This is a genomic window from Ruegeria sp. CF4 (assembly GCF_056537345.1).
Genome location: NZ_JBQFRJ010000009.1, coordinates 1 through 17,502, shown reverse-complemented (window position 1 = coordinate 17,502; position 17,502 = coordinate 1). Strand labels below are relative to the sequence as shown.

Genomic DNA, 17,502 nt, shown 5'->3' with positions numbered 1-17,502 from the left:
TTCAGCCCCTCCACATCGACCAGAGCCGGGGCAGCGCGATGACCGTGATCAGCAACGCCCCGATAACAATCGACATCACGATACCGGGCACGTTCAGCAAGCCAAGTCCGAAAGTCACAAGCCCCATGACAAAGGCCGCGATCACAACGCCGGGGATGGAGCCGGAGCCGCCGAGGATGTTGACCCCGCCAAGGACGACCATGGTCACGATCTCAAGTTCCCACCCGAAGGCAATGGAGGGCCGGGTCGAGCCGAGGCGGGATGTCAGGCAGACGGCGGCGACCCCGGACATCAGGCCCGTCAGCAGGAACAGGGTGAACTTCACCCGGCCCACCCGAATGCCCGAAAACAGCGCCCCGGTGGCATTGTTTCCGATGGCATAGACCGCGCGGCCGAAATTGGTCATGTGGAGGATGACCGCGTAGATCACCGCAATGATGGCGAAGAGGACGAATTCGAAGGATATCACCCACCAAACATAACCCTGCCCGAAGAAGGCGAAATCGGCTGGATAGCCCTTGTAGACCTGATCGCCCAACACGATGAAGCTGATCCCGCGGAAAAGGCTCATCGTGCCGATGGTGACGACGATGGATGGCAGGCCAAGGCCGGTGACGAGGAAACCGTTTACCGCGCCACAGGCCAGACCGACGGCCAGACCAATCAGGACCAGCCCCTCTGTCCCGACACCCGCCTGCACAGCGGCGCCCATGGCGGTCGAAGCCAGTGCGATGATCGCGGCGACGCTGAGGTCGATTTCGCCAGAGATGATAAGCAGGGCCATGGCAAAGGCGATCATCGCCTTTTCGGTGAAGTTGAAGGTCGCGTCGGAGAGGTTCCAGGCATTCAGGAAATAGGGTGAGGCGAAGCTGTTGGCGATGAAGATGCCGATTGCGACCAGCATCAGCAGGCTTTCCCAGCTTTTCAGGTTCCGCTCCAGCGGCGAGCGCAGGCGATCGGGGATCGCGCGTGTCGTCGTGGTCATGTCGCGTGCTCCGCGCGTTTGAGGATGATGCGGCCCTTCGTCCGGTTGGCCTGGGCATTCAGAACAACTGCGACGATGATCGCGCCGCCCGAGATGGCCATCTGCCAGAAGGGAGAGATGTTCACGACCGGCAGGGCATTGGCAATGATGCCGAGAAACAGCGCGCCCAGCAGCGCGCCGGGGACCGAACCGATGCCACCCATGATCGACACGCCGCCAATGACGCAGGCCGCCACGACGGTCAATTCAAACCCCCCGGCAACATCGACATAAGCAACCGCGAAACGAGAGACCCAGAGGTAGCCGGTCAGACCGGCCAGCGCGCCAGAGATCGTGAAGGCCCAGAACTGGGTCCGGCCCACATTGATCCCGGCATAGGTCGCCGCATGGGGGTTGCCCCCGGCAGCGTAGAAGGCGCGGCCCAGGGTGGTGCGGGTCATGACGATGGTGAAAAGGATCACCACCGCGATGGCAAACCAGCTTAGCACCGGAAGACCAAGAAGCTCGGTGCGCGGGAATGCCTTGAAAGTGTCGCTCATCTCGTGGCTGTTGACCCATTTGCCCTCGGTCAGAAGGAAGATGGTTCCCCGGAAGATGGTCATGGTGCCAAGCGTCACCACGATAGGCGGGATGTCCAGTTTCCACACAAGGATGCCGTTGAACATTCCAAGGCACGCCCCGAACCCGGTGGCCACGACCAGCGTTACGATAATCGGCAGACCGGGTGCCGAGATATTGATCAAGGACACGACCATTCCGGTCAGCGCGAGGTTGGCGGCGACCGAGAGGTCGATGCACTTTGTCAAGATCACGATCATCTGGCCGATGGCTAGCAGGATAAGCGGCGATGTGTCGTTGAAGACGGAAGCCAGGTTCGACAGCGTGATGAACGCCGGGAAGCGGCTTGAGATGATGCCAAGCACCAATGCGATGGCGACCAGCAGCAAAAGTTCGCGGGAGGCGAGGATACGTTTCATTGCGCGGCCTCCCTGATCCCCGCGGCGTGGCTGACAAGCGTTTCGGGCGTGATCTGGTCGCGGGCCAGTTCCGCCACGATGCGCCCTTCGCGCATGACGATCACACGATCCGACATGCCCACGATCTCGGGGATTTCGGAACTGACCATGATGACGGCGAGCCCTTGCGCGGCAAGCTCTGCCATGAATTCATGCACGGCGGCCTTGGACCCGATGTCGATGCCCTTGGTGGGCTCGTCCAGGATGATGACCTTGGGCTGGGTGGCGAGCCATTTGGCGATCACGACCTTCTGCTGGTTGCCGCCCGACAGGTTGCCGACATCGGTGTCCAGCGAAGCGGCGCGCAGGTCGAGACGTTCGGTATACTCCCGCGCCAGCTTGAATTCCTCGGCCAGCTTGATGAACCCCCTGCGCGATGTGCGAGCGAGTGACGGTAGCGTCACGTTCTGAAAAATCGGCAATGCGCCGATTGTGCCTTGTTTGCCCCGGTCCTCCGGGACATAGACGATACCACTTGCGACCGCGTCGGCGGGCGATGCAATCGAAACCGGTGCCCCGTCGACCCTCACGGTTCCGCCCGAGGGGCGGGTGATCCCGAAAAGGGCCTGCATGAATTCGGACCGACCTGCGCCGACCAGCCCGTAGAACCCGAGGATTTCGCCGCGCCCGAGCGTGAAACCGATGTCCGCGAATTCGGTCGGGTGGTCGTACCCCGCGACTTCGAGGATACCGTGGCCGACGTTGTGGTCGCGTTCGGGGAAAATCTGGCTTACGTCGCGGCCCACCATAAGCTTGACCAGTTCCGGCTCACTGACATCTACAATCGCCCCTTCGCCGACCATCTGGCCATCGCGATAGACGGTGTAGAAGTCGGCGATGCGAAAGATCTCGTCAAACTTGTGGCTGATGAAGAGGATCGCCTTGCCTTGCGCCTTCAGGCTTTCGACGAGCTCGTAAAGCTCTTCGATTTCCTTCTGGCTGAGGGCTGCGGTCGGTTCGTCCATGATCACAACGCGCGCGTCGATGGACAGCGCCCGGGAAATGGCAACCAGGTGCTTGTTCGCGGTTCCAAGGTCCTTGAGCGTCGCGCCCGGATCAATGTTAGCCCCGATTCCATCCAGAATCTCGCGCGCGCGGGTCGCCATGGCAGTTTTGTCGATCAGGCCAAATCGCCCCTTTGGCGCATGGCCGAGAAAGATGTTTTCCGCCACCGTCAGTTCGTCGAAAAGGACGGTTTCCTGATGGATGGCGGTCACGCCAGCAGTTTCAGCGGATTGCGGTGTCGGGAAACTGAGAGCCTCGCCATCGATCCGGATGTCACCCTCGTCGGGTTGATAAATGCCCGTCAGAACCTTCACCACGGTAGACTTGCCAGCACCGTTTTCGCCCACCAATGCCGTGACCTTGCCCGGGTAGAGGTTTAGCGAAACATCTGAAAGGGCCCGCACGCCGGGAAATGTCTTGGTCACGCCGGACAGGCTCAGAAGCGGTGTAGGGGCGGAGGCGTTCGACACGTCTGGTCTCAATTCCAACTGCATGGACGGTGTTTCTGGATGTGGGAAGAGTGGGGTGTCGGGGCGTGGGTCATCGCCCACGCCCAGACACGTCGTTCAGATTAGAAGATCGACTTGAACTGTTCGATGTTCGAGCTGTCGTAGGTGAACGGATCAGCCATGGCTGCCGAGCCGGTGTCATCCAGCGTCACCGAGCCCATGCGGCCCATCGGGATTTCGGCACCGGCACCGGTTTCAGCACCGTTGGCGATTGCGTGCGCAAGCATGGTGGCCGAGTAGCCAAGGTCAATCGGGTTCCAGATTGCGAAGCTCTTGGTTGCACCGCTATCAACACAGCCTGCCATCTCGGACGGGAGGCCCAGACCGGTCACGTTGATCTCACCGATCTTGCCCGCGTCGGTCACCGCCTGGCAGGACGCCAGGATGCCAACGGTCGTTGGCGCGATGATCGCCTTCAGGTTAGGGTAGGATGCCATTAGGCCCTGTGCTTCTCGGTAGGATTTGTCGCTGAGGTCGTCGCCATAGACGGTGGCCACCAGATCTACGCCGTCATAGTTCGGAAGAACCTCTTTCGCGGCCTCGATCCAGGCGTTCTGGTTGGTTGCCGTGGCCGACGCCGACAGGATCGCGACTTCACCACCATCCGGCATGTGATCCGCGGCAAGCTTGATGATCGTATTGCCGATCAGTGGTGTCGAGGATGGGTTCAGGTGCATCTGGCGCCCGCCTTCAGCCACACCCGAGTCCCAGGAAATCACGGTGATACCGCGGTCCATCGCGCGTTTCAGCGCTGGCACAAGTGCATCGGGGTCGTTTGCCGAAATCGCGATGGCGTCGACACCCTGCGCGATCAGGGAGTTGATGACCTCGATCTGACCTTCCGCAGTGGTGTCGGTCGGGCCGGTGTAGATGATCTCGACATTGCCAAGCTCTCCGGCAGCCTCTTCAGCGCCTTCGGCGGCCGCTTCAAAGAAGCCGATCCCAAGCGCTTTTACGACCAGAGCGATGCGCATGTTGTCCTGCGCCATCGCCGTGGTGCCAAACATACCGGCAGCAAGGCTCATCCCTGCGACAAGTGATGTGAAAGTACGACGCTTCATGATAGTTCCTCCCAGAAAGTCATGTTTGGGTCTCGGGTTTCGGAGGCGGTCAAGAGGCCACCTCGTTTTCTTGAACGCTGCCCGACTGGACAACGATCAGATTCACATCGGCAGCCTCAAGCATGGCCGCCGCCTTGTCAGGAATTCCTTCGTCGGTGATCACGGTCGTGATCCGGTCCAACTGGCAAAGCACCAGGCTGGAGCGCTGCGCGAATTTCGAACTGTCGACCAGAACGACAAGCTCATCCGCCTGTCCGATCAGTTTCTGTTCTGCCTGGATCAGAAGCGGATCGGCCTCCATCAGGCCGATGGGGCCCAGCCCCTGCGCCCCCATGAACATGCGCTTTGCATAGAAGTTGCGGGTCACGTCGTTGTCAAAGGGCGACAGGATTATGTTCTGTTCCCGGTAGATCGCGCCGCCTGACAACATGATCGTGTTCTTCGAATGCTTCAGCAGGTGCTCGGCAATCGGGAACGAATTGGTAAAGACCTGCATCCTGCGGTTGGCCAGCGGATGCACCATCTGAAAGGTCGTTGTGCCCCCGTTGATGATGATGCTGTCACCTTCGCTACACATCTCAACCGCCGCGCGCGCAATCGCCTGCTTCGCTGCGATATTCATGGTTTCGTTGACGACGAACGGACGGCCCGCCAGCCCGGCGAACTGCGGTGGCGTTATCGCCTCAGCGCCGCCTCTGACACGGCGTACCTTCTGTTTCATGTGAAGTGTTGAAATGTCGCGCCGGATGGTGGCTTCGGACACGCCGGTCAAGGTGCACAGGTCCCCAACCGTCACGACGGGGCGATCCTGCACCGCAGAAATGATGATCCTATGGCGTTCTTTTTCGTGCAAAGCCACCTCCCATTCACTCCACGCTGCGCAGATTCGCCGCAGCTGTCAATCATTTTCGATCACTTTCAATCATTCTGCATTGCAGAATGACTGTTTTTGATTGTTTTTGATTGACATAACGATGCACACTACTAAGCCTAAATGCGATGGTGCAGTACCAACCGCTGCATCGTGAGGAGGGCAGAACGTTGAAATCCATCGAAAATCAGCTTCTTGAGAACCGCTGGGATGACGCTGTGGCAGGTGGTATGTCCGAATCGGAACTGCTTCTCTATCGCTCCAACACGCTGGGATCGGATAAGCGCGTCACAAACTATGGCGGTGGCAATACCTCTGCGAAGGTCATGGAAACCGACCCACTGTCCGGCAAAGAGGTCGAGGTGCTCTGGGTCAAGGGTTCCGGCGGTGACATCGGGTCCATGAAACTTGACGGCTTCTCCACGCTATACATGGACAAGCTGAACGCGCTGAAGGGGCTTTATCGCGGGGTCGAGTTTGAAGATGAAATGGTCGGCTATCTGCCCCACTGCACCTTCAAACTGAACCCGCGCGCGGCTTCAATTGACACGCCCTTGCACGCCTATGTGCCGCGCAAACATGTCGATCACGTCCACGCCGACGCGATTATTGCGATCGCAGCGTCGAAGAATTCGAAGGAGCTGACCCAGGAAATTTTCGGTGACCGGATCGGTTGGCTGCCGTGGAAACGGCCGGGGTATGAACTGGGCCTGTGGCTTGAAAAGTTCTGCCTGGAAAACCCGGGTGCCGATGGCGTTGTCCTTGAAAGTCACGGATTGTTCACATGGGCTGACACGGCGAAACACTGCTATGACTGCACCATCGACGTGATCAACGTCGCGACCAAGTGGTTGGCCGAAAAGACCGCCGATGTTCCGGCATTTGGCGGAGCGGTCCACGAGAGCCTCGCCCCGGAAAGCAGGCGGGCCATTGCCGCCCGGCTGATGCCCGCGATCCGTGGCTTTGTGAGTGGCAACCAGCACATGGTCGGGCATTTCAACGACAGCGACTCGGTGCTTGAGTTCGTGAATTCTAAGGACATGGAGGCGCTGGCGGCCCTTGGTACGTCCTGCCCCGACCACTTCCTGCGCACTAAGATCCGCCCTTTGGTCGTCGGCTTCGACCCGGCCCAGAACAACATCGACGCAGTGCTTGAAGGCCTGCCCGCGCAAGTCGCGGCCTATCGTGAGGACTACACGGCCTACTACAACCGTTGCAAACACGATAACTCGCCTGCGCTTAGGGACCCCAACGCGGTTGTCTACCTGATCCCCGGGGTTGGCATGATCACTTTTGCCAAGGACAAGGGCACGGCCCGCATTTCCGGCGAATTCTACGTCAACGCGATCAATGTTATGCGCGGGGCAAGTGCCGTCAGCGAATACTGCGGCCTGCCAGTGCAGGAAGCTTTTGACATTGAATACTGGCTGTTGGAAGAAGCCAAGTTGCAGCGCATGCCGAAACCAAAATCGCTGGCTGGTCGCGTCGCGCTGGTCACCGGCGGCGCCGGCGGCATAGGGTCGGCAACGGCAGAACGTTATCTGTCCGAGGGCGCCTGTGTCGTGCTGGCCGACATCAATCCTGAAAGCCTCACCGCGACGGAAGGGGTCCTGACCCAGCAGTTCGGCAAGGACGTCGTTTGCACCGTCCTGATGGACGTCACGGATGAAAATGCCGTGGCCCAGGCGTTGGCTGAAACATCCGTCGAATTTGGCGGCATCGACATCCTTGTCTCGAACGCCGGGATCGCATCCTCTGCCCCGGTTGAGGAAACGTCCCTCGACCTTTGGAACAAGAACATGGACATCTTGTCCACGGGGTATTTCCTCGTCAGCCGGGAAACTTTCAAGATCATGCGGGTGCAGGACATGGGCGGATCTATCGTTTTCGTGGCTTCGAAAAACGGGCTTGCCGCCTCGCCCAATGCCTCGGCCTATTGCACGGCGAAGGCCTCGGAAATCCACTTGGCCCGTTGCCTTGCGCTTGAAGGTGCTGAGGCCGGGATCAGGGTCAACGTTGTGAACCCGGATGCGGTGTTGCGGGGTTCCAAGATCTGGGAAGGCGATTGGCTGGATCAGCGGGCTTCGACCTACGGCACGGATAAGGAGGGGCTGGAAGAGATGTACCGCAACCGATCCATGCTGAAACGCTCAGTCCTGCCGGAAGATATTGCCGAGGCCTGTTATTTCTTCGCCGCCGAGACGTCGGCCAAATCCACGGGCAACATTCTGAACGTTGATGCAGGTAACGTTCAGGCCTTCACGCGATAGGGAGACGGTCCATGGGTTATGAGAGCGCCAAAGCGCAATTCGCTGACTGGGGTGTCGACACTGATGCTGCGATCAAGGCTCTGAAAGACATCCCGATTTCCATTCACTGTTGGCAAGGCGATGACGTGGTCGGGTTCGAAAACCAGACCGGCACCTCAGGCGGGGGCATTCAGGCAACCGGAAACCATCCGGGCCGAGCCCGCAATCCCGACGAACTGCGGGCGGATCTTGAGTTTGCCTATGCAAAAATCCCCGGGTCACATCGGTTGAACCTCCACGCGATGTACATGGACACAGACGATACCCCGGACCGGGATGAGATCGAGTACCGCCATTTCGCGCCATGGGTCGACTGGGCCAATGGCATCGGCATCGGGCTGGACTTCAACCCGACCTTTTTTGCCCATAAAAAGGCCGACGACAACCTGACGTTGGCGCACCCCGACAAGGGCATCAGGGACTTTTGGATCGAACATGGGAAACGCACGCGGGACATTGCGGCGCAGATCGGAGCCGCGCTTGGTTCACCCTGCATCAACAACATTTGGGTTCCGGATGGGTTCAAGGATCTTCCTATCGACCGTATGGCGGCACGGGCCCGGCTTGAGGCCTCGCTCGACACCATGCTGGCCGAGGCGAAAACGGATATGCTGGATGCGGTCGAATCCAAGCTTTTTGGCATCGGGGTCGAGGCCTGCACGGTGGGCAGCCATGAGTTCTACATGGGCTATGCGATCCGCAAAAAGACACTGCTGTGCCTCGACATGGGGCACTTCCACCCGACCGAGAATATCGCCGACAAACTGAGCGCCGTGGCCCTGTCTCTGGATGAGCTTCTGCTGCACGTGTCGCGCCCTATGCGTTGGGACAGCGACCATGTGATCATGCTGAACGATGACATCCTGGCGATGGCACATGAACTGGTCAGCGGCGACCTGTTGGGCAAGACCCATATCGGGCTTGATTTCTTCGACGCAACGATCAGTCGCACTGCCGCTTGGGTGATTGGCACGCGCAACATGCAAAAGGCGCTTCTGCAGGCGCTTCTGAAGCCCTGGGATCGTTTGCGAGCAGCGGAGGACGCGCTGGATTTCACAAGCCGGTTTGTTGTGACAGAGGAACTGAAGGACTTGCCCTACGGAGCGGTGTGGTCTGAATTTTGCGTCAGAAACGGCGCGCCTACAGGTACTGAGCTGATCACTGAGCTTGACGCTTATCAGGCCACTGTAGCGGGTCGCTGAGGCACGGCCCAATTTTGTGGAAAGTCTCCGTCTGGACAATCTATGTTGGAAAGAATGCCAAGATTGCATTCGAAAGAAGGCGGTCGTCGCTCCGGTGACCATTGAGCGGCCGCATTGTCCTGCTTACAGTGAGTTCACCAAACCTCAGATTTCGCTTGCGCGGAGAACGGCAGGAATGCGGGCGCAGCCGCAGCATTCGAGGGGTACATTGGATGTCTCCTTTGGGCCGAGCCCGTCTAAATGCTGTTGGTGACTTTCAATGCCGACATTCGCAAAGCGGACAACAACTCTAACAAGTGTTTCTTGTTTTTTGCGCTGTACTTAGCCGCTGTTGAAGAACGCTGGATGAAGTCCGCATACTGATCAACAGTCAGATCACAGCTTTCAATCGCACGTGAATACGGCTCCAGGACACGTGCGATGATCTCGGTGTTTCGTTTTCCGCCGGCCTCCAGCTCTTTCTGACTTGTCGAAGTCACGCCAGAGATGATGTCCTCGGCATTGGGTGAGGACTGTAAGAAGTCGTAGTGCTCGATGACGGCGTGTTTGAAGACGACATCAAGTTGCGCACCAAGGTCATCAACTTTTTCAAGACCGGCCTCGATATCCTGAACAACTCTGTCTGCCAGCGACCGGATCGTGGCCCTCAGAACCTCGTCCTTGTTCGCGAATGCCTTGTAGAGTGTTTGACGCGAGATACCCGCTTCTTCGGCGATATCGTTCATGCCTGTGCGCTTCACGCCGTAGCGAAGAAAAAGCTGCTTCGCGGCCTCGAGGATGTATTCGTAGCGACTTTCCATGATTTACATATTGACAAACGGGCGCATTGTGTCAATATTGACAATCACCCATGATATGTCAACTTGTCAGGCTGCGGAATGTCTAAACAATCTGGAAGAGTCGCGATCGTCACCGGTGCAAACAATGGCATCGGATTTGAAACAACGGTCGGAATGTCCGAAGCAGGTTTCCACGTCGTCATGGCGTGCCGTAGTCTGGAAAAGGCCGAAGCGGCCAAAGCAAATGTTCTCGCGCGGAACCCTTCAGCATCAATCGATATCCTCGTGCTGGACTTGAGCGACTTGACTTCGGTTCGCGCGTTCGTTGAGGCTTTCCGCGCCCGGTACTCCACGCTGGACGTGCTGATAAACAACGCGGGTATTCTGCTTTACTCTGCTCAAACGAACGCTGATGGTGTTGAGTTGCAGTTCGCAACCAACCACCTGGGACATTTTCTGCTGACCGCACTTCTGATCGACATGTTCCCAGACGACCCCGCACCGCGGATCGTCTCGCTCTCCAGTATCGCCCACAAGAATGCGAACATTCACATTGACGATCTGACATGCGACCGGGACGGTGGTGTCGCTTACGGTCAATCAAAGCTCGCCTGCCTTCTGTTCGGCGACGAACTGGACCGACAACTCAAGGCTTCAGGCAAGTTGCTGAAATCTCTGACGGTGCATCCGGGTGGGTCAGACTCCGATCTATTCCAAGATTTGGACGAAGCAACGCGCGCTAACATGAAGGCACAAGTTGAACAACTGCTGCACTCCAATGAAGACGCCGCGAAGCCGTCTCTGTTTGCCGCTTTGTCGGATCAAGTCAAAGGCGGCGAATACTACGGCCCTACTGGCCCAGAAGAGATGAGCGGGAAGACCGGGGTCGCGATCCGCAATCCGATTTGCGACGACCACGATTTGGCCAAAAGTTTGTGGCGTCTCTCCGAAGAGATGACGGGCCAGAAATTCGTGATCTGAGGGGTGGGGATGAACAGGTTCATGGATCGCTTCTCTCAGGGGTTCGAGTATCTGATCGTACTCGCCTCGGGTATCATGCTGGGCTGGGGTTTTCTCGGGTTTTTTGAATACTTCACCGGGCTGGCTCCGCTCATGCCATTGCAAAACGCAACGTTTCCACTGGGTATACAAACCCTCCACTGGGTCCTAATCACCGCATCGGGTGCCACGTTTCTGGCCGGTTACGTCCTGCGCTGGAAATTCACTCCAATTGCCATGTTGATCATGTTCACCGCGCTCGCCACCATGTGCGCTGTGCAAACCTTCGACATGTTGGAAAATCCGGATCGCTACCGGAACTTCGTCCAGGAATGCGTCAATTACATCATCATCTCGATCTACCTTTTTCGATCCAAGCGCATGCGGGATCGTTTTGGGCGGATCACAATTCAGGGCGGGGATCGCGTTTCACCACTGAACGCCTGAGACCCCAAGGGAAAGATTGTCATGGAAGCCGGATCATCGGAAAAAATGAGCCTCTCACACCACAAAATCCACACCGACATTGTGATCGATGCGCCGGCGGACCTGGTCTGGTCGGTTCTGACCGACACGGCAAACTACAAGGACTGGGCTGTGTTCATTGTGGGTATCCGAGGAGAGATTGAAGATGGATCGACAATCACCGTCGACTTTCAGCTCGATTCATCAAAGGAAAAGCTGACCACTCTGGACCACACGATCACAGTCGTAGACGGGACGGAGTTCTTTTGGGCCGAGAAGGGGCCGGGTGGAATTCGCGATAACCACCACTTTTGTGTTAAGCCGTTGGACGGTGGCAAAACTCGCTTCGTACAATCCGATGAAATCATGGGGGGCATCACTTTCTTGATGGGCGGGCGATTGGCAAAGATGTATGTGGAAGGCTACCAAGCTTTCAATCGCGGCTTGAAAGCCGAGGCAGAACGCCGTGCCAAATCCGCCTGACAAGATAACACGACCACTTGGACGCGTCCTGCTGACCGGTGCGACGGGGATGGTGGGTTCCTCGGTACTTGCGGCATTGTTGAACGAAAGAACTGCGCGCGAAGTCGTGTCACTTGGGCGCAGGCCGTGCCATATAGTTCACCCAAATCTGACCGATGTGAGGTTTGCAGCATTCGGCGATACCCAAGCCATCGAACCCTATCTCGATGGCATCGACACCGTCTTCCATTGCCTTGCCACTTATTCCGCGCGCGTCAGTCGAACAGAGTACGAGGAAATCACAGTCGATTGGATGCGCGCTTTGCTGGCGGCTTGCGAGAGGTCTGCGCCCAGTGTGACGTTCTGCTTGTTTTCCGCTCAAGGCGCTCGGTCAGATGGCGGCGGCATGTCCTTTGCATTGAAGATTAAGGGCGAAGCGGAGAGCAAACTGTTTGCATCTGACCTCGAACGGAAATTCGCCTTTCGTCCTGGTTATATTGCGCCGTCAGGCCCGAAGAATACATGGAAGATGGCTGATTGTCTTTTCAAACCGCTCCAAAGGCTGATGCCGTCCATCGGTGTAACTTCCGATGAATTGGCTCATGCCATGCTTCATACTGCGATACACGATCCTCGTCTTACCGCTGTCTTCGAAAACGGTGAGATGCGTAGGTTGCTCGGATGAGGCTGCGCCTCAGTATAATCCACTCATTGCTGCGCCTCGAGCTGTTCGGTTTTCAACAGGCGTCTTTCAATGTCCTCTTCTGGGAAGCCGCAATTCAGCTTCCGCACGGACTGCGGCTTTGGGCCGCCAGTTGACACAAGGTGCAAATGCTACAGGCGGCAGCCTTGAGCCATGAAAACCAGAGTATATCCGTCTATTAGTCGAGAGTTTGTGCCGCCTGAGAGGGCAACTCTGCATAGGATGCGTTATAGAAATAAGTCAGCCATATTGACGACCCATCGAAGAGTATATCGGAAATCCCGCGCGAATGAGACCCAGCGCTCAGCGGATGAATGGTCCCATCAGTTGCAACGCGCAAAAGCTTCGCATTCGGATACTCTTCGTGACCCCGATATCCTCCGACAACAACTGTGTCGTTAATGATTTCAACGGATTCCAAGTTACCGAAACCGTTTGAAACAACCACAGCGGTATCCCCGTTTTCTGTATGCGGAACCCAATATAAGGCACTGTCCCATGCGTCATCTCTGCCCCAGGATACCGCGTAAATCCCTGTCTCCGTGATCGCAAAGCGGGCAAGCCCACCAATGCGCAAATCGTCGAAGTAAGGTTGAATTTGTCCGGTCTGGGCTGTGACGGACAGGAATGCACCCCGCCCAAAATCACTAACGAGGAGAGTGTCCTCGTCGAAGGCTTCGATGTCGTAGAGAAAAACACCATCGTCACCGAGAGCCTGACGCCAGTTTACCGTGCCATCCGAAGCGGTAGAGATGATCTCATTGCCATCCACAATGACAATCTGGTTGCCAGAGCGCACCATTCCTGTCGGGTTACGCAGGCCTTGCCCATCCGAGAGTTTGATTTCTTCGGTCGCGCCGTCAGGAGTGAGCTTGTAGAGCCCCCCATTGGTGGCGTCCGAGCCGAACTCTTCATCTGGCCCTCCCGGTCCAATCGATACGGCATAGACATCGTTTCCCATCGGCAAAACCGCTTCGGTAAAGGGCGGCAGCTCCTGTTCGGCAACAGCAGGGAAGGCCGCGGAGCAAGCGACCAATAACGAAAGAACTTTCATCTCAAATAACTCTCCTGTGGAATTACGCATTGATGTTGCCGCCCGTTTATCCGGCAATGAATGCTCCGGGGCAGCCGCAACGAACCAAGCGGTCTGCATCAAAGGCTTCACCCGAAGGCCAGAAAATGCGGAACAAGCGCGTTGACGGCGGCGTCAATGATCAGCGGGTCTTCATAAAACTGAAGCTGGTTGGCACCGTCGATCCAATGCAATGTCTTCTGCTCTGACGCGGGTGTTGTCACATTAACTTCCGGCGCACCAAGGAATGCTGATGCTCGGATTTCAAGCGGCTCGAGTAGCGGCATTCCAGGCGTCAAATGCCTCGAGGCGGTGATATCGAATTGTTAAGGCTGAACGACGACGAGCGGGGGCACAGAAGCAATTCCGAATGGCTGAATGGGTGGCCACGAACCTCTGCAAACCTTCTGGGGACCGAAATCTCTGCATCGTCCGTTCCCGCTTTCGGAATGGGAGATGGCTATTTTCGGCTCGATTGTTCAAGCCCTTGTGCGACCAATGAGCCAACCCCGGCGCGACTTCTCGCTTGGCAGCGCCATAGGAGCGCAGTTTGTCCGTAATGATCCGCTTGGGAATGAAACCAAGACGCTTTATCAGGCGGCGCAACAGCCGTTTTGCCGCCCGTTTGTCCCGTTTCGGTTGAAGGATTTCCTCCAAAACAACACCATGCTGATCGACCGCGCGCCAAAGCCAATACTTGCGACCTGAAATTCTCACGGCAACTTCATCCAGATGCCAGACATCACCTGGACGACCCTGTCTTTGACGCAAGTTTTGAGCTATCGTCGGCCCGAACTTGATGACCCAACGCCGGACAGTTTCGTAAGACGCATCAATCCCGCGCTGCAACATCATCTCTTCAACTTCCCGCAGGCTCAGATTGAAGCGAACGTACAACCACACCGCGTGCGCGATGATCTGAGGAGGAATCCGATGGCGCTTGTAGCTGATTAGCGATGACTTCATCGATGTCACCTACGTCCAATTACGGACATGAACAACCAAACGGCAAGTTAACGTGACATCACCTGCGGCGGCAGTGATTTCGAACAACTTCACCGTGGTCTTGCAAGCCATCGCCCGCGAAGCCTGGGCGGCTTCCGGCGTACCGGACGATATTGCCCAACGGCTGAATGCAACGCTCCTGCGCGGGACGTATGAGAACGTCTTGGCACACGGTCCTCAAGACGCACTGACGGGTCCCGCATCGCGGGGTGATGAATTTGTTGTCTCCAAGCAAGGAGAAGATGTGGCCAAGTGGCATCCAGCCGCAGGGGTTCTCTACAAAGAACTGAGCGAACTGGCACGAAGCTTGAAAACAAGCGGAACAACGTCAAATGGCAGTTAGCCCGGGGTTTGCGATGTGCGGGGTCTCGGGATCCGCCACCGCTCAACCTCGATTTAACATAATTTAGCTTACACCCAGATATCGCGTGTTTGATAGTACACGCCCGGCTATTGGCGCAATTCAATTAATCTGAGGCTGCGCCAGAAGAGTAGAAGAATGCAATCGCTTGAGCCCGATTTTTGACTGAGAGCTTTTCATATATATTGGACAGGTGAAACTTGACAGTGTTGGTTGAGATTTGCAGCTCTTTCGAAAGATCGCGGTTCGATAAGCCCTTGGCCAGCGCTTCAAGTATGATGCGCTCTTTACGTGACAGGGTATGGATCGGGTTTCTCTGCATCTTACGAACATCGACGAACGGAAACACCATTTTTCCCGCAGCCACGTCCGCGCAGGTTTCCAACAATCCTTCGACCTCACCAGACCGGGATGCGAACCCCGCTGCGCCAGCCTGCATTGCAAGGCGCGGAACATCTCCTGTCTCATCGCCGTAGACGACAAAACGGGGCGCGTTTTCTTGCTCACGCAAAACTTCGATCAGTTTGGCTGCACCCAGGACCGGCAAATTCCAGGCAATTACGCAGACCTTTACCGGTACTCTCATGACCGCGCCCAGGAAGCCTTCGGCGGTTGCAGATGTGGCAACCAGAGAGAATCGTGGATCGCGTTCAAAAATCTCTGACATGGCCGACAACACCAGTGGATTGTTGTCGGCAAGCATTACGTCAATCGGTTGCTCTGATGGGTCTGACATTGTTTTTACATCCAAATTTCCAATTAACTACCCATTAGTATAGGTCTATTCTTGGTATACATCGGCATTCTTGCCAAAACGGGTAGGTTTCTTCCCATCTTATTAGAAGGCCTAAAGCAGTAGTAAGTTACGTTGCGCGATGAAGCAAGCAACGCTTTTCTGATCCACAACACGATATTTGGGCGTGGTCGGCCACCCCGACGATCAAGGAGGATCGAATGACTTTCCAGATTTACCCCACGCTCGAAATCCCCGAGACGCTGGCTGCTGGTCCGGGACCGGGCAACACCGACGCTCGCGTTCTTCAGGCCTTCTCCAACGCCGGAGTTGCGGATCACATGCAGGGCGACGTTCTGCGCGGCATGGTCGAATGCAAGCACATGCTGCGCGAGATCTGGGGCACTTCGAATACATATACATTCGCAGTCGCAGGCACCGGCTGGAGCGCTCTGGACACCATGTTCTCGGCCGTCATGCCCGGCGACAAGGTTGTTGCATTTAACAACGGCACATTTTCAGGCATCGACACGCTGACCCTTCGCATCAAGGCGGCCACGCCGGAAGAGCATGCCGCCAACCCTCTGGACCCGCAGGCCGCCAGTGTCACCGCCATCGACGTGCCGCATGGCCAATCGGTGACCAGTGAAATGGTCGAGGCCGCACTGGCCGAGCACAAGCCCAAATGGGCGTTCATGGCGCATTGGGAAACGGGTTCGGGTCGTATCAATGATCTGCGCGGGTTCTCGGATGCCTGTGAACGTCACGGCGCAATGGGTCTGATCGATGCCGTTTCGTCTTTGGGTATCGAGGATTTCCGGATCGACGATTATCCGGGCATCGCTGGCTGGGCCTCGTGCCCGCAAAAGGGCCTGTGCTGCTTGCCATTGACCTATGCGCCGGTCAGCTTTTCCGATGAATATATCGACAGCCTTAAATCAACAGGTGCCTATAGCTATGTCCACAATCCCATTTTCGAGGCCCGTCATTGGGGAATCGTCGATGGGCAGGACGTCGAGAAAGGTACCTATCATCGGACCCATTCCGGCTACGCTGTGGCAGCCTTCCATGAATCCCTTCGTCTGACGCTGACTGAAGGATTGGCAAAGCGGTCAGCTTCGTACCGCACACATGAAAAGGTGCTGCGCGATGCCGTAACCGCAATGGGATGCGAAGTGACTTCGGACATGCCCAGCCTTCTGGTCCTCAACCTGCCACCGGATCTGGCCGGGCGCGAGATGGAGCTGGTCCAGAATTGCCGGGCGCGTGGGTTCGGTATCTGGCCGACGCTCAGCGCTCCGGTGCAGGTCCGGATCGGCATCCTCAACCAGCTGAACCGCCAGGCGATCAGCCAGATCATCCGTCTATTCGCCGAAGCCATGCGCGAACTGGGCGGCACCATCGATTTCGAAGAGATCGAGGCATTGCTCGAAAGCCGTTACGGCACGTCGATCGCTGCTTGAACGCACTGCATAAACGGGAGGAATGCAGATGGATATTCATGAGTATCAGGCGAAGGAAGTTCTTTCGAACTTCGGTGTTGCCATACCGTCCGGCGCGTTAGCCTATAGCCCTGAACAGGCAGCCTATCGCGCCCGAGAGCTTGGCGGAGACAAGTGGATTGTCAAAGCACAAGTCCACGCAGGCGGCCGCGGCAAGGCGGGCGGCGTCAAGCTGTGTAACAGCGAGAATGAGATACATAAGGCCTGCGATGAGATGTTCGGCCGTAAGCTGGTGACCCACCAGACCGGACCGGAAGGCAAAGGAATCTATCGTGTATATGTCGAATCCGCCGTCCCGATCGATCGCGAGATTTATCTGGGTTTCGTTCTGGACCGTTCCAGCCAGCGGGTCATGATCGTCGCCTCGTCGGAAGGTGGAATGGAAATTGAAGAGATTTCCGCCGAACGCCCTGACAGCATCGTGCGCTCGATCGTGGAGCCCGCCGTTGGGTTGCAGGAATTC

At 57.0% G+C, this 17,502-nt stretch carries 19 protein-coding genes; 9 read left to right on the top strand and 10 right to left on the bottom strand.

Annotated elements, in window-relative coordinates; genetic code table 11:
* Position 1 precedes the first annotated feature (1 nt).
* From ACR0NF_RS16520 to ACR0NF_RS16500, 5 genes are all read right to left on the bottom strand, one after another.
* A complete protein-coding gene (locus ACR0NF_RS16520) occupies positions 2-985 on the bottom strand; it encodes an ABC transporter permease (protein ID WP_480778617.1) in 984 nt (327 codons plus the stop codon).
* Positions 982-1,962: an ABC transporter permease gene (locus tag ACR0NF_RS16515; protein WP_480778616.1), complete on the bottom strand. Its 981-nt coding sequence runs from the start codon at positions 1,960-1,962 to the stop codon at positions 982-984. Before ACR0NF_RS16515 ends, ACR0NF_RS16520 begins: the two co-directional genes overlap by 4 nt.
* Entirely contained in the window at positions 1,959-3,500 is a 1,542-nt protein-coding gene (locus tag ACR0NF_RS16510; protein WP_480778615.1) for a sugar ABC transporter ATP-binding protein, read from the bottom strand. The genes ACR0NF_RS16515 and ACR0NF_RS16510 overlap by 4 nt, the downstream gene beginning before the upstream one ends.
* A gap of 77 nt (positions 3,501-3,577) precedes the next feature.
* The gene (gene rhaS, locus ACR0NF_RS16505; protein WP_058272419.1) at positions 3,578-4,576 is read right to left on the bottom strand and encodes a rhamnose ABC transporter substrate-binding protein; all 999 of its coding nucleotides are present in this window, start codon (positions 4,574-4,576) and stop codon (positions 3,578-3,580) included.
* A gap of 49 nt (positions 4,577-4,625) precedes the next feature.
* A complete protein-coding gene (locus tag ACR0NF_RS16500; protein WP_480778614.1) occupies positions 4,626-5,429 on the bottom strand; it encodes a DeoR/GlpR family DNA-binding transcription regulator in 804 nt (267 codons plus the stop codon).
* Between the two features lie 146 nt (positions 5,430-5,575).
* Here ACR0NF_RS16500 and ACR0NF_RS16495 point away from each other — a divergent pair, with 146 nt between their 5' ends.
* The gene (locus ACR0NF_RS16495) at positions 5,576-7,717 is read left to right on the top strand and encodes a bifunctional rhamnulose-1-phosphate aldolase/short-chain dehydrogenase (protein WP_480778613.1); all 2,142 of its coding nucleotides are present in this window, start codon (positions 5,576-5,578) and stop codon (positions 7,715-7,717) included.
* A gap of 11 nt (positions 7,718-7,728) precedes the next feature.
* Positions 7,729-8,958, top strand: a complete 1,230-nt coding sequence (locus tag ACR0NF_RS16490; protein WP_480778612.1) for an L-rhamnose isomerase — start codon at positions 7,729-7,731, stop codon at positions 8,956-8,958.
* A 236-nt stretch (positions 8,959-9,194) separates the two neighbouring features.
* Here the strand turns inward: ACR0NF_RS16490 and ACR0NF_RS16485 are convergent, their stop codons facing one another.
* The gene (locus tag ACR0NF_RS16485) at positions 9,195-9,758 is read right to left on the bottom strand and encodes a TetR/AcrR family transcriptional regulator (RefSeq protein ID WP_480778611.1); all 564 of its coding nucleotides are present in this window, start codon (positions 9,756-9,758) and stop codon (positions 9,195-9,197) included.
* A 78-nt stretch (positions 9,759-9,836) separates the two neighbouring features.
* On the opposite strand from ACR0NF_RS16485, the gene ACR0NF_RS16480 reads away from it, so the two are divergent.
* Genes ACR0NF_RS16480 through ACR0NF_RS16465 form a run of 4 tightly spaced genes read left to right on the top strand, consistent with a single transcriptional unit; the run spans position 9,837 to position 12,348 of the window.
* Positions 9,837-10,718: an oxidoreductase gene (locus ACR0NF_RS16480; RefSeq protein ID WP_480778610.1), complete on the top strand. Its 882-nt coding sequence runs from the start codon at positions 9,837-9,839 to the stop codon at positions 10,716-10,718.
* 21 nt (positions 10,719-10,739) lie between these two features.
* A complete protein-coding gene (locus ACR0NF_RS16475; RefSeq protein WP_480778609.1) occupies positions 10,740-11,183 on the top strand; it encodes a hypothetical protein in 444 nt (147 codons plus the stop codon).
* 21 nt (positions 11,184-11,204) lie between these two features.
* Complete coding sequence (locus tag ACR0NF_RS16470; protein WP_480778608.1) at positions 11,205-11,684, top strand: SRPBCC domain-containing protein; 480 nt, start codon at positions 11,205-11,207, stop codon at positions 11,682-11,684.
* The gene (locus tag ACR0NF_RS16465) at positions 11,668-12,348 is read left to right on the top strand and encodes an NAD-dependent epimerase/dehydratase family protein (RefSeq protein ID WP_480778607.1); all 681 of its coding nucleotides are present in this window, start codon (positions 11,668-11,670) and stop codon (positions 12,346-12,348) included. The genes ACR0NF_RS16470 and ACR0NF_RS16465 overlap by 17 nt, the downstream gene beginning before the upstream one ends.
* Before the next feature lie 196 nt (positions 12,349-12,544).
* Here ACR0NF_RS16465 and ACR0NF_RS16460 read toward each other — a convergent pair whose 3' ends face one another.
* The 3 genes from ACR0NF_RS16460 to ACR0NF_RS16450 all read right to left on the bottom strand — a co-directional run bounded on the left by ACR0NF_RS16460 (position 12,545) and on the right by ACR0NF_RS16450 (position 14,404).
* Positions 12,545-13,450 carry a hypothetical protein gene (locus ACR0NF_RS16460; RefSeq protein WP_480778606.1) on the bottom strand — a complete coding sequence of 302 codons (906 nt, stop codon included), beginning with the start codon at positions 13,448-13,450 and terminating at the stop codon, positions 12,545-12,547.
* A 77-nt stretch (positions 13,451-13,527) separates the two neighbouring features.
* A complete protein-coding gene (locus ACR0NF_RS16455; protein ID WP_480778664.1) occupies positions 13,528-13,725 on the bottom strand; it encodes a hypothetical protein in 198 nt (65 codons plus the stop codon).
* A complete protein-coding gene (locus ACR0NF_RS16450; RefSeq protein ID WP_480778605.1) occupies positions 13,703-14,404 on the bottom strand; it encodes an IS6 family transposase in 702 nt (233 codons plus the stop codon). Before ACR0NF_RS16450 ends, ACR0NF_RS16455 begins: the two co-directional genes overlap by 23 nt.
* Before the next feature lie 52 nt (positions 14,405-14,456).
* Here ACR0NF_RS16450 and ACR0NF_RS16445 point away from each other — a divergent pair, with 52 nt between their 5' ends.
* On the top strand, positions 14,457-14,786 hold the full coding sequence (locus ACR0NF_RS16445; protein ID WP_480778604.1) for a DUF2520 domain-containing protein: 330 nt from the start codon (positions 14,457-14,459) through the stop codon (positions 14,784-14,786).
* 124 nt (positions 14,787-14,910) lie between these two features.
* Here the strand turns inward: ACR0NF_RS16445 and ACR0NF_RS16440 are convergent, their stop codons facing one another.
* Positions 14,911-15,540, bottom strand: coding sequence for a response regulator transcription factor (locus ACR0NF_RS16440; RefSeq protein WP_480473147.1), 630 nt, complete (start codon positions 15,538-15,540; stop codon positions 14,911-14,913).
* 218 nt (positions 15,541-15,758) lie between these two features.
* Between ACR0NF_RS16440 and ACR0NF_RS16435 the strand changes: the two genes are divergently transcribed.
* Positions 15,759-17,000, top strand: coding sequence for a pyridoxal-phosphate-dependent aminotransferase family protein (locus tag ACR0NF_RS16435; RefSeq protein WP_480473145.1), 1,242 nt, complete (start codon positions 15,759-15,761; stop codon positions 16,998-17,000).
* A gap of 28 nt (positions 17,001-17,028) precedes the next feature.
* Positions 17,029-17,502: ATP-grasp domain-containing protein (locus ACR0NF_RS16430; RefSeq protein WP_480778603.1), on the top strand; the 474-nt coding region annotated here is incomplete at its 3' end.

What these genes read in the sequence shown, in the direction of transcription:
- ACR0NF_RS16510 (WP_480778615.1), bottom strand. Translation starts at nt 3,500, where the DNA reads ATGCAGTTGGAATTGAGACCAGACGTGTCGAACGCCTCCGCCCCTACA.
- rhaS (WP_058272419.1), bottom strand. Translation starts at nt 4,576, where the DNA reads ATGAAGCGTCGTACTTTCACATCACTTGTCGCAGGGATGAGCCTTGCT.
- ACR0NF_RS16455 (WP_480778664.1), bottom strand. Translation starts at nt 13,725, where the DNA reads ATGCCGCTACTCGAGCCGCTTGAAATCCGAGCATCAGCATTCCTTGGT.
- ACR0NF_RS16460 (WP_480778606.1), bottom strand. Translation starts at nt 13,450, where the DNA reads ATGCGTAATTCCACAGGAGAGTTATTTGAGATGAAAGTTCTTTCGTTA.
- ACR0NF_RS16475 (WP_480778609.1), top strand. Translation starts at nt 10,740, where the DNA reads ATGGATCGCTTCTCTCAGGGGTTCGAGTATCTGATCGTACTCGCCTCG.
- ACR0NF_RS16495 (WP_480778613.1), top strand. Translation starts at nt 5,576, where the DNA reads ATGGTGCAGTACCAACCGCTGCATCGTGAGGAGGGCAGAACGTTGAAA.
- ACR0NF_RS16450 (WP_480778605.1), bottom strand. Translation starts at nt 14,404, where the DNA reads ATGAAGTCATCGCTAATCAGCTACAAGCGCCATCGGATTCCTCCTCAG.
- ACR0NF_RS16485 (WP_480778611.1), bottom strand. Translation starts at nt 9,758, where the DNA reads ATGGAAAGTCGCTACGAATACATCCTCGAGGCCGCGAAGCAGCTTTTT.
- ACR0NF_RS16435 (WP_480473145.1), top strand. Translation starts at nt 15,759, where the DNA reads ATGACTTTCCAGATTTACCCCACGCTCGAAATCCCCGAGACGCTGGCT.
- ACR0NF_RS16440 (WP_480473147.1), bottom strand. Translation starts at nt 15,540, where the DNA reads ATGTCAGACCCATCAGAGCAACCGATTGACGTAATGCTTGCCGACAAC.
- ACR0NF_RS16480 (WP_480778610.1), top strand. Translation starts at nt 9,837, where the DNA reads ATGTCTAAACAATCTGGAAGAGTCGCGATCGTCACCGGTGCAAACAAT.
- ACR0NF_RS16490 (WP_480778612.1), top strand. Translation starts at nt 7,729, where the DNA reads ATGGGTTATGAGAGCGCCAAAGCGCAATTCGCTGACTGGGGTGTCGAC.
- ACR0NF_RS16515 (WP_480778616.1), bottom strand. Translation starts at nt 1,962, where the DNA reads ATGAAACGTATCCTCGCCTCCCGCGAACTTTTGCTGCTGGTCGCCATC.
- ACR0NF_RS16470 (WP_480778608.1), top strand. Translation starts at nt 11,205, where the DNA reads ATGGAAGCCGGATCATCGGAAAAAATGAGCCTCTCACACCACAAAATC.
- ACR0NF_RS16520 (WP_480778617.1), bottom strand. Translation starts at nt 985, where the DNA reads ATGACCACGACGACACGCGCGATCCCCGATCGCCTGCGCTCGCCGCTG.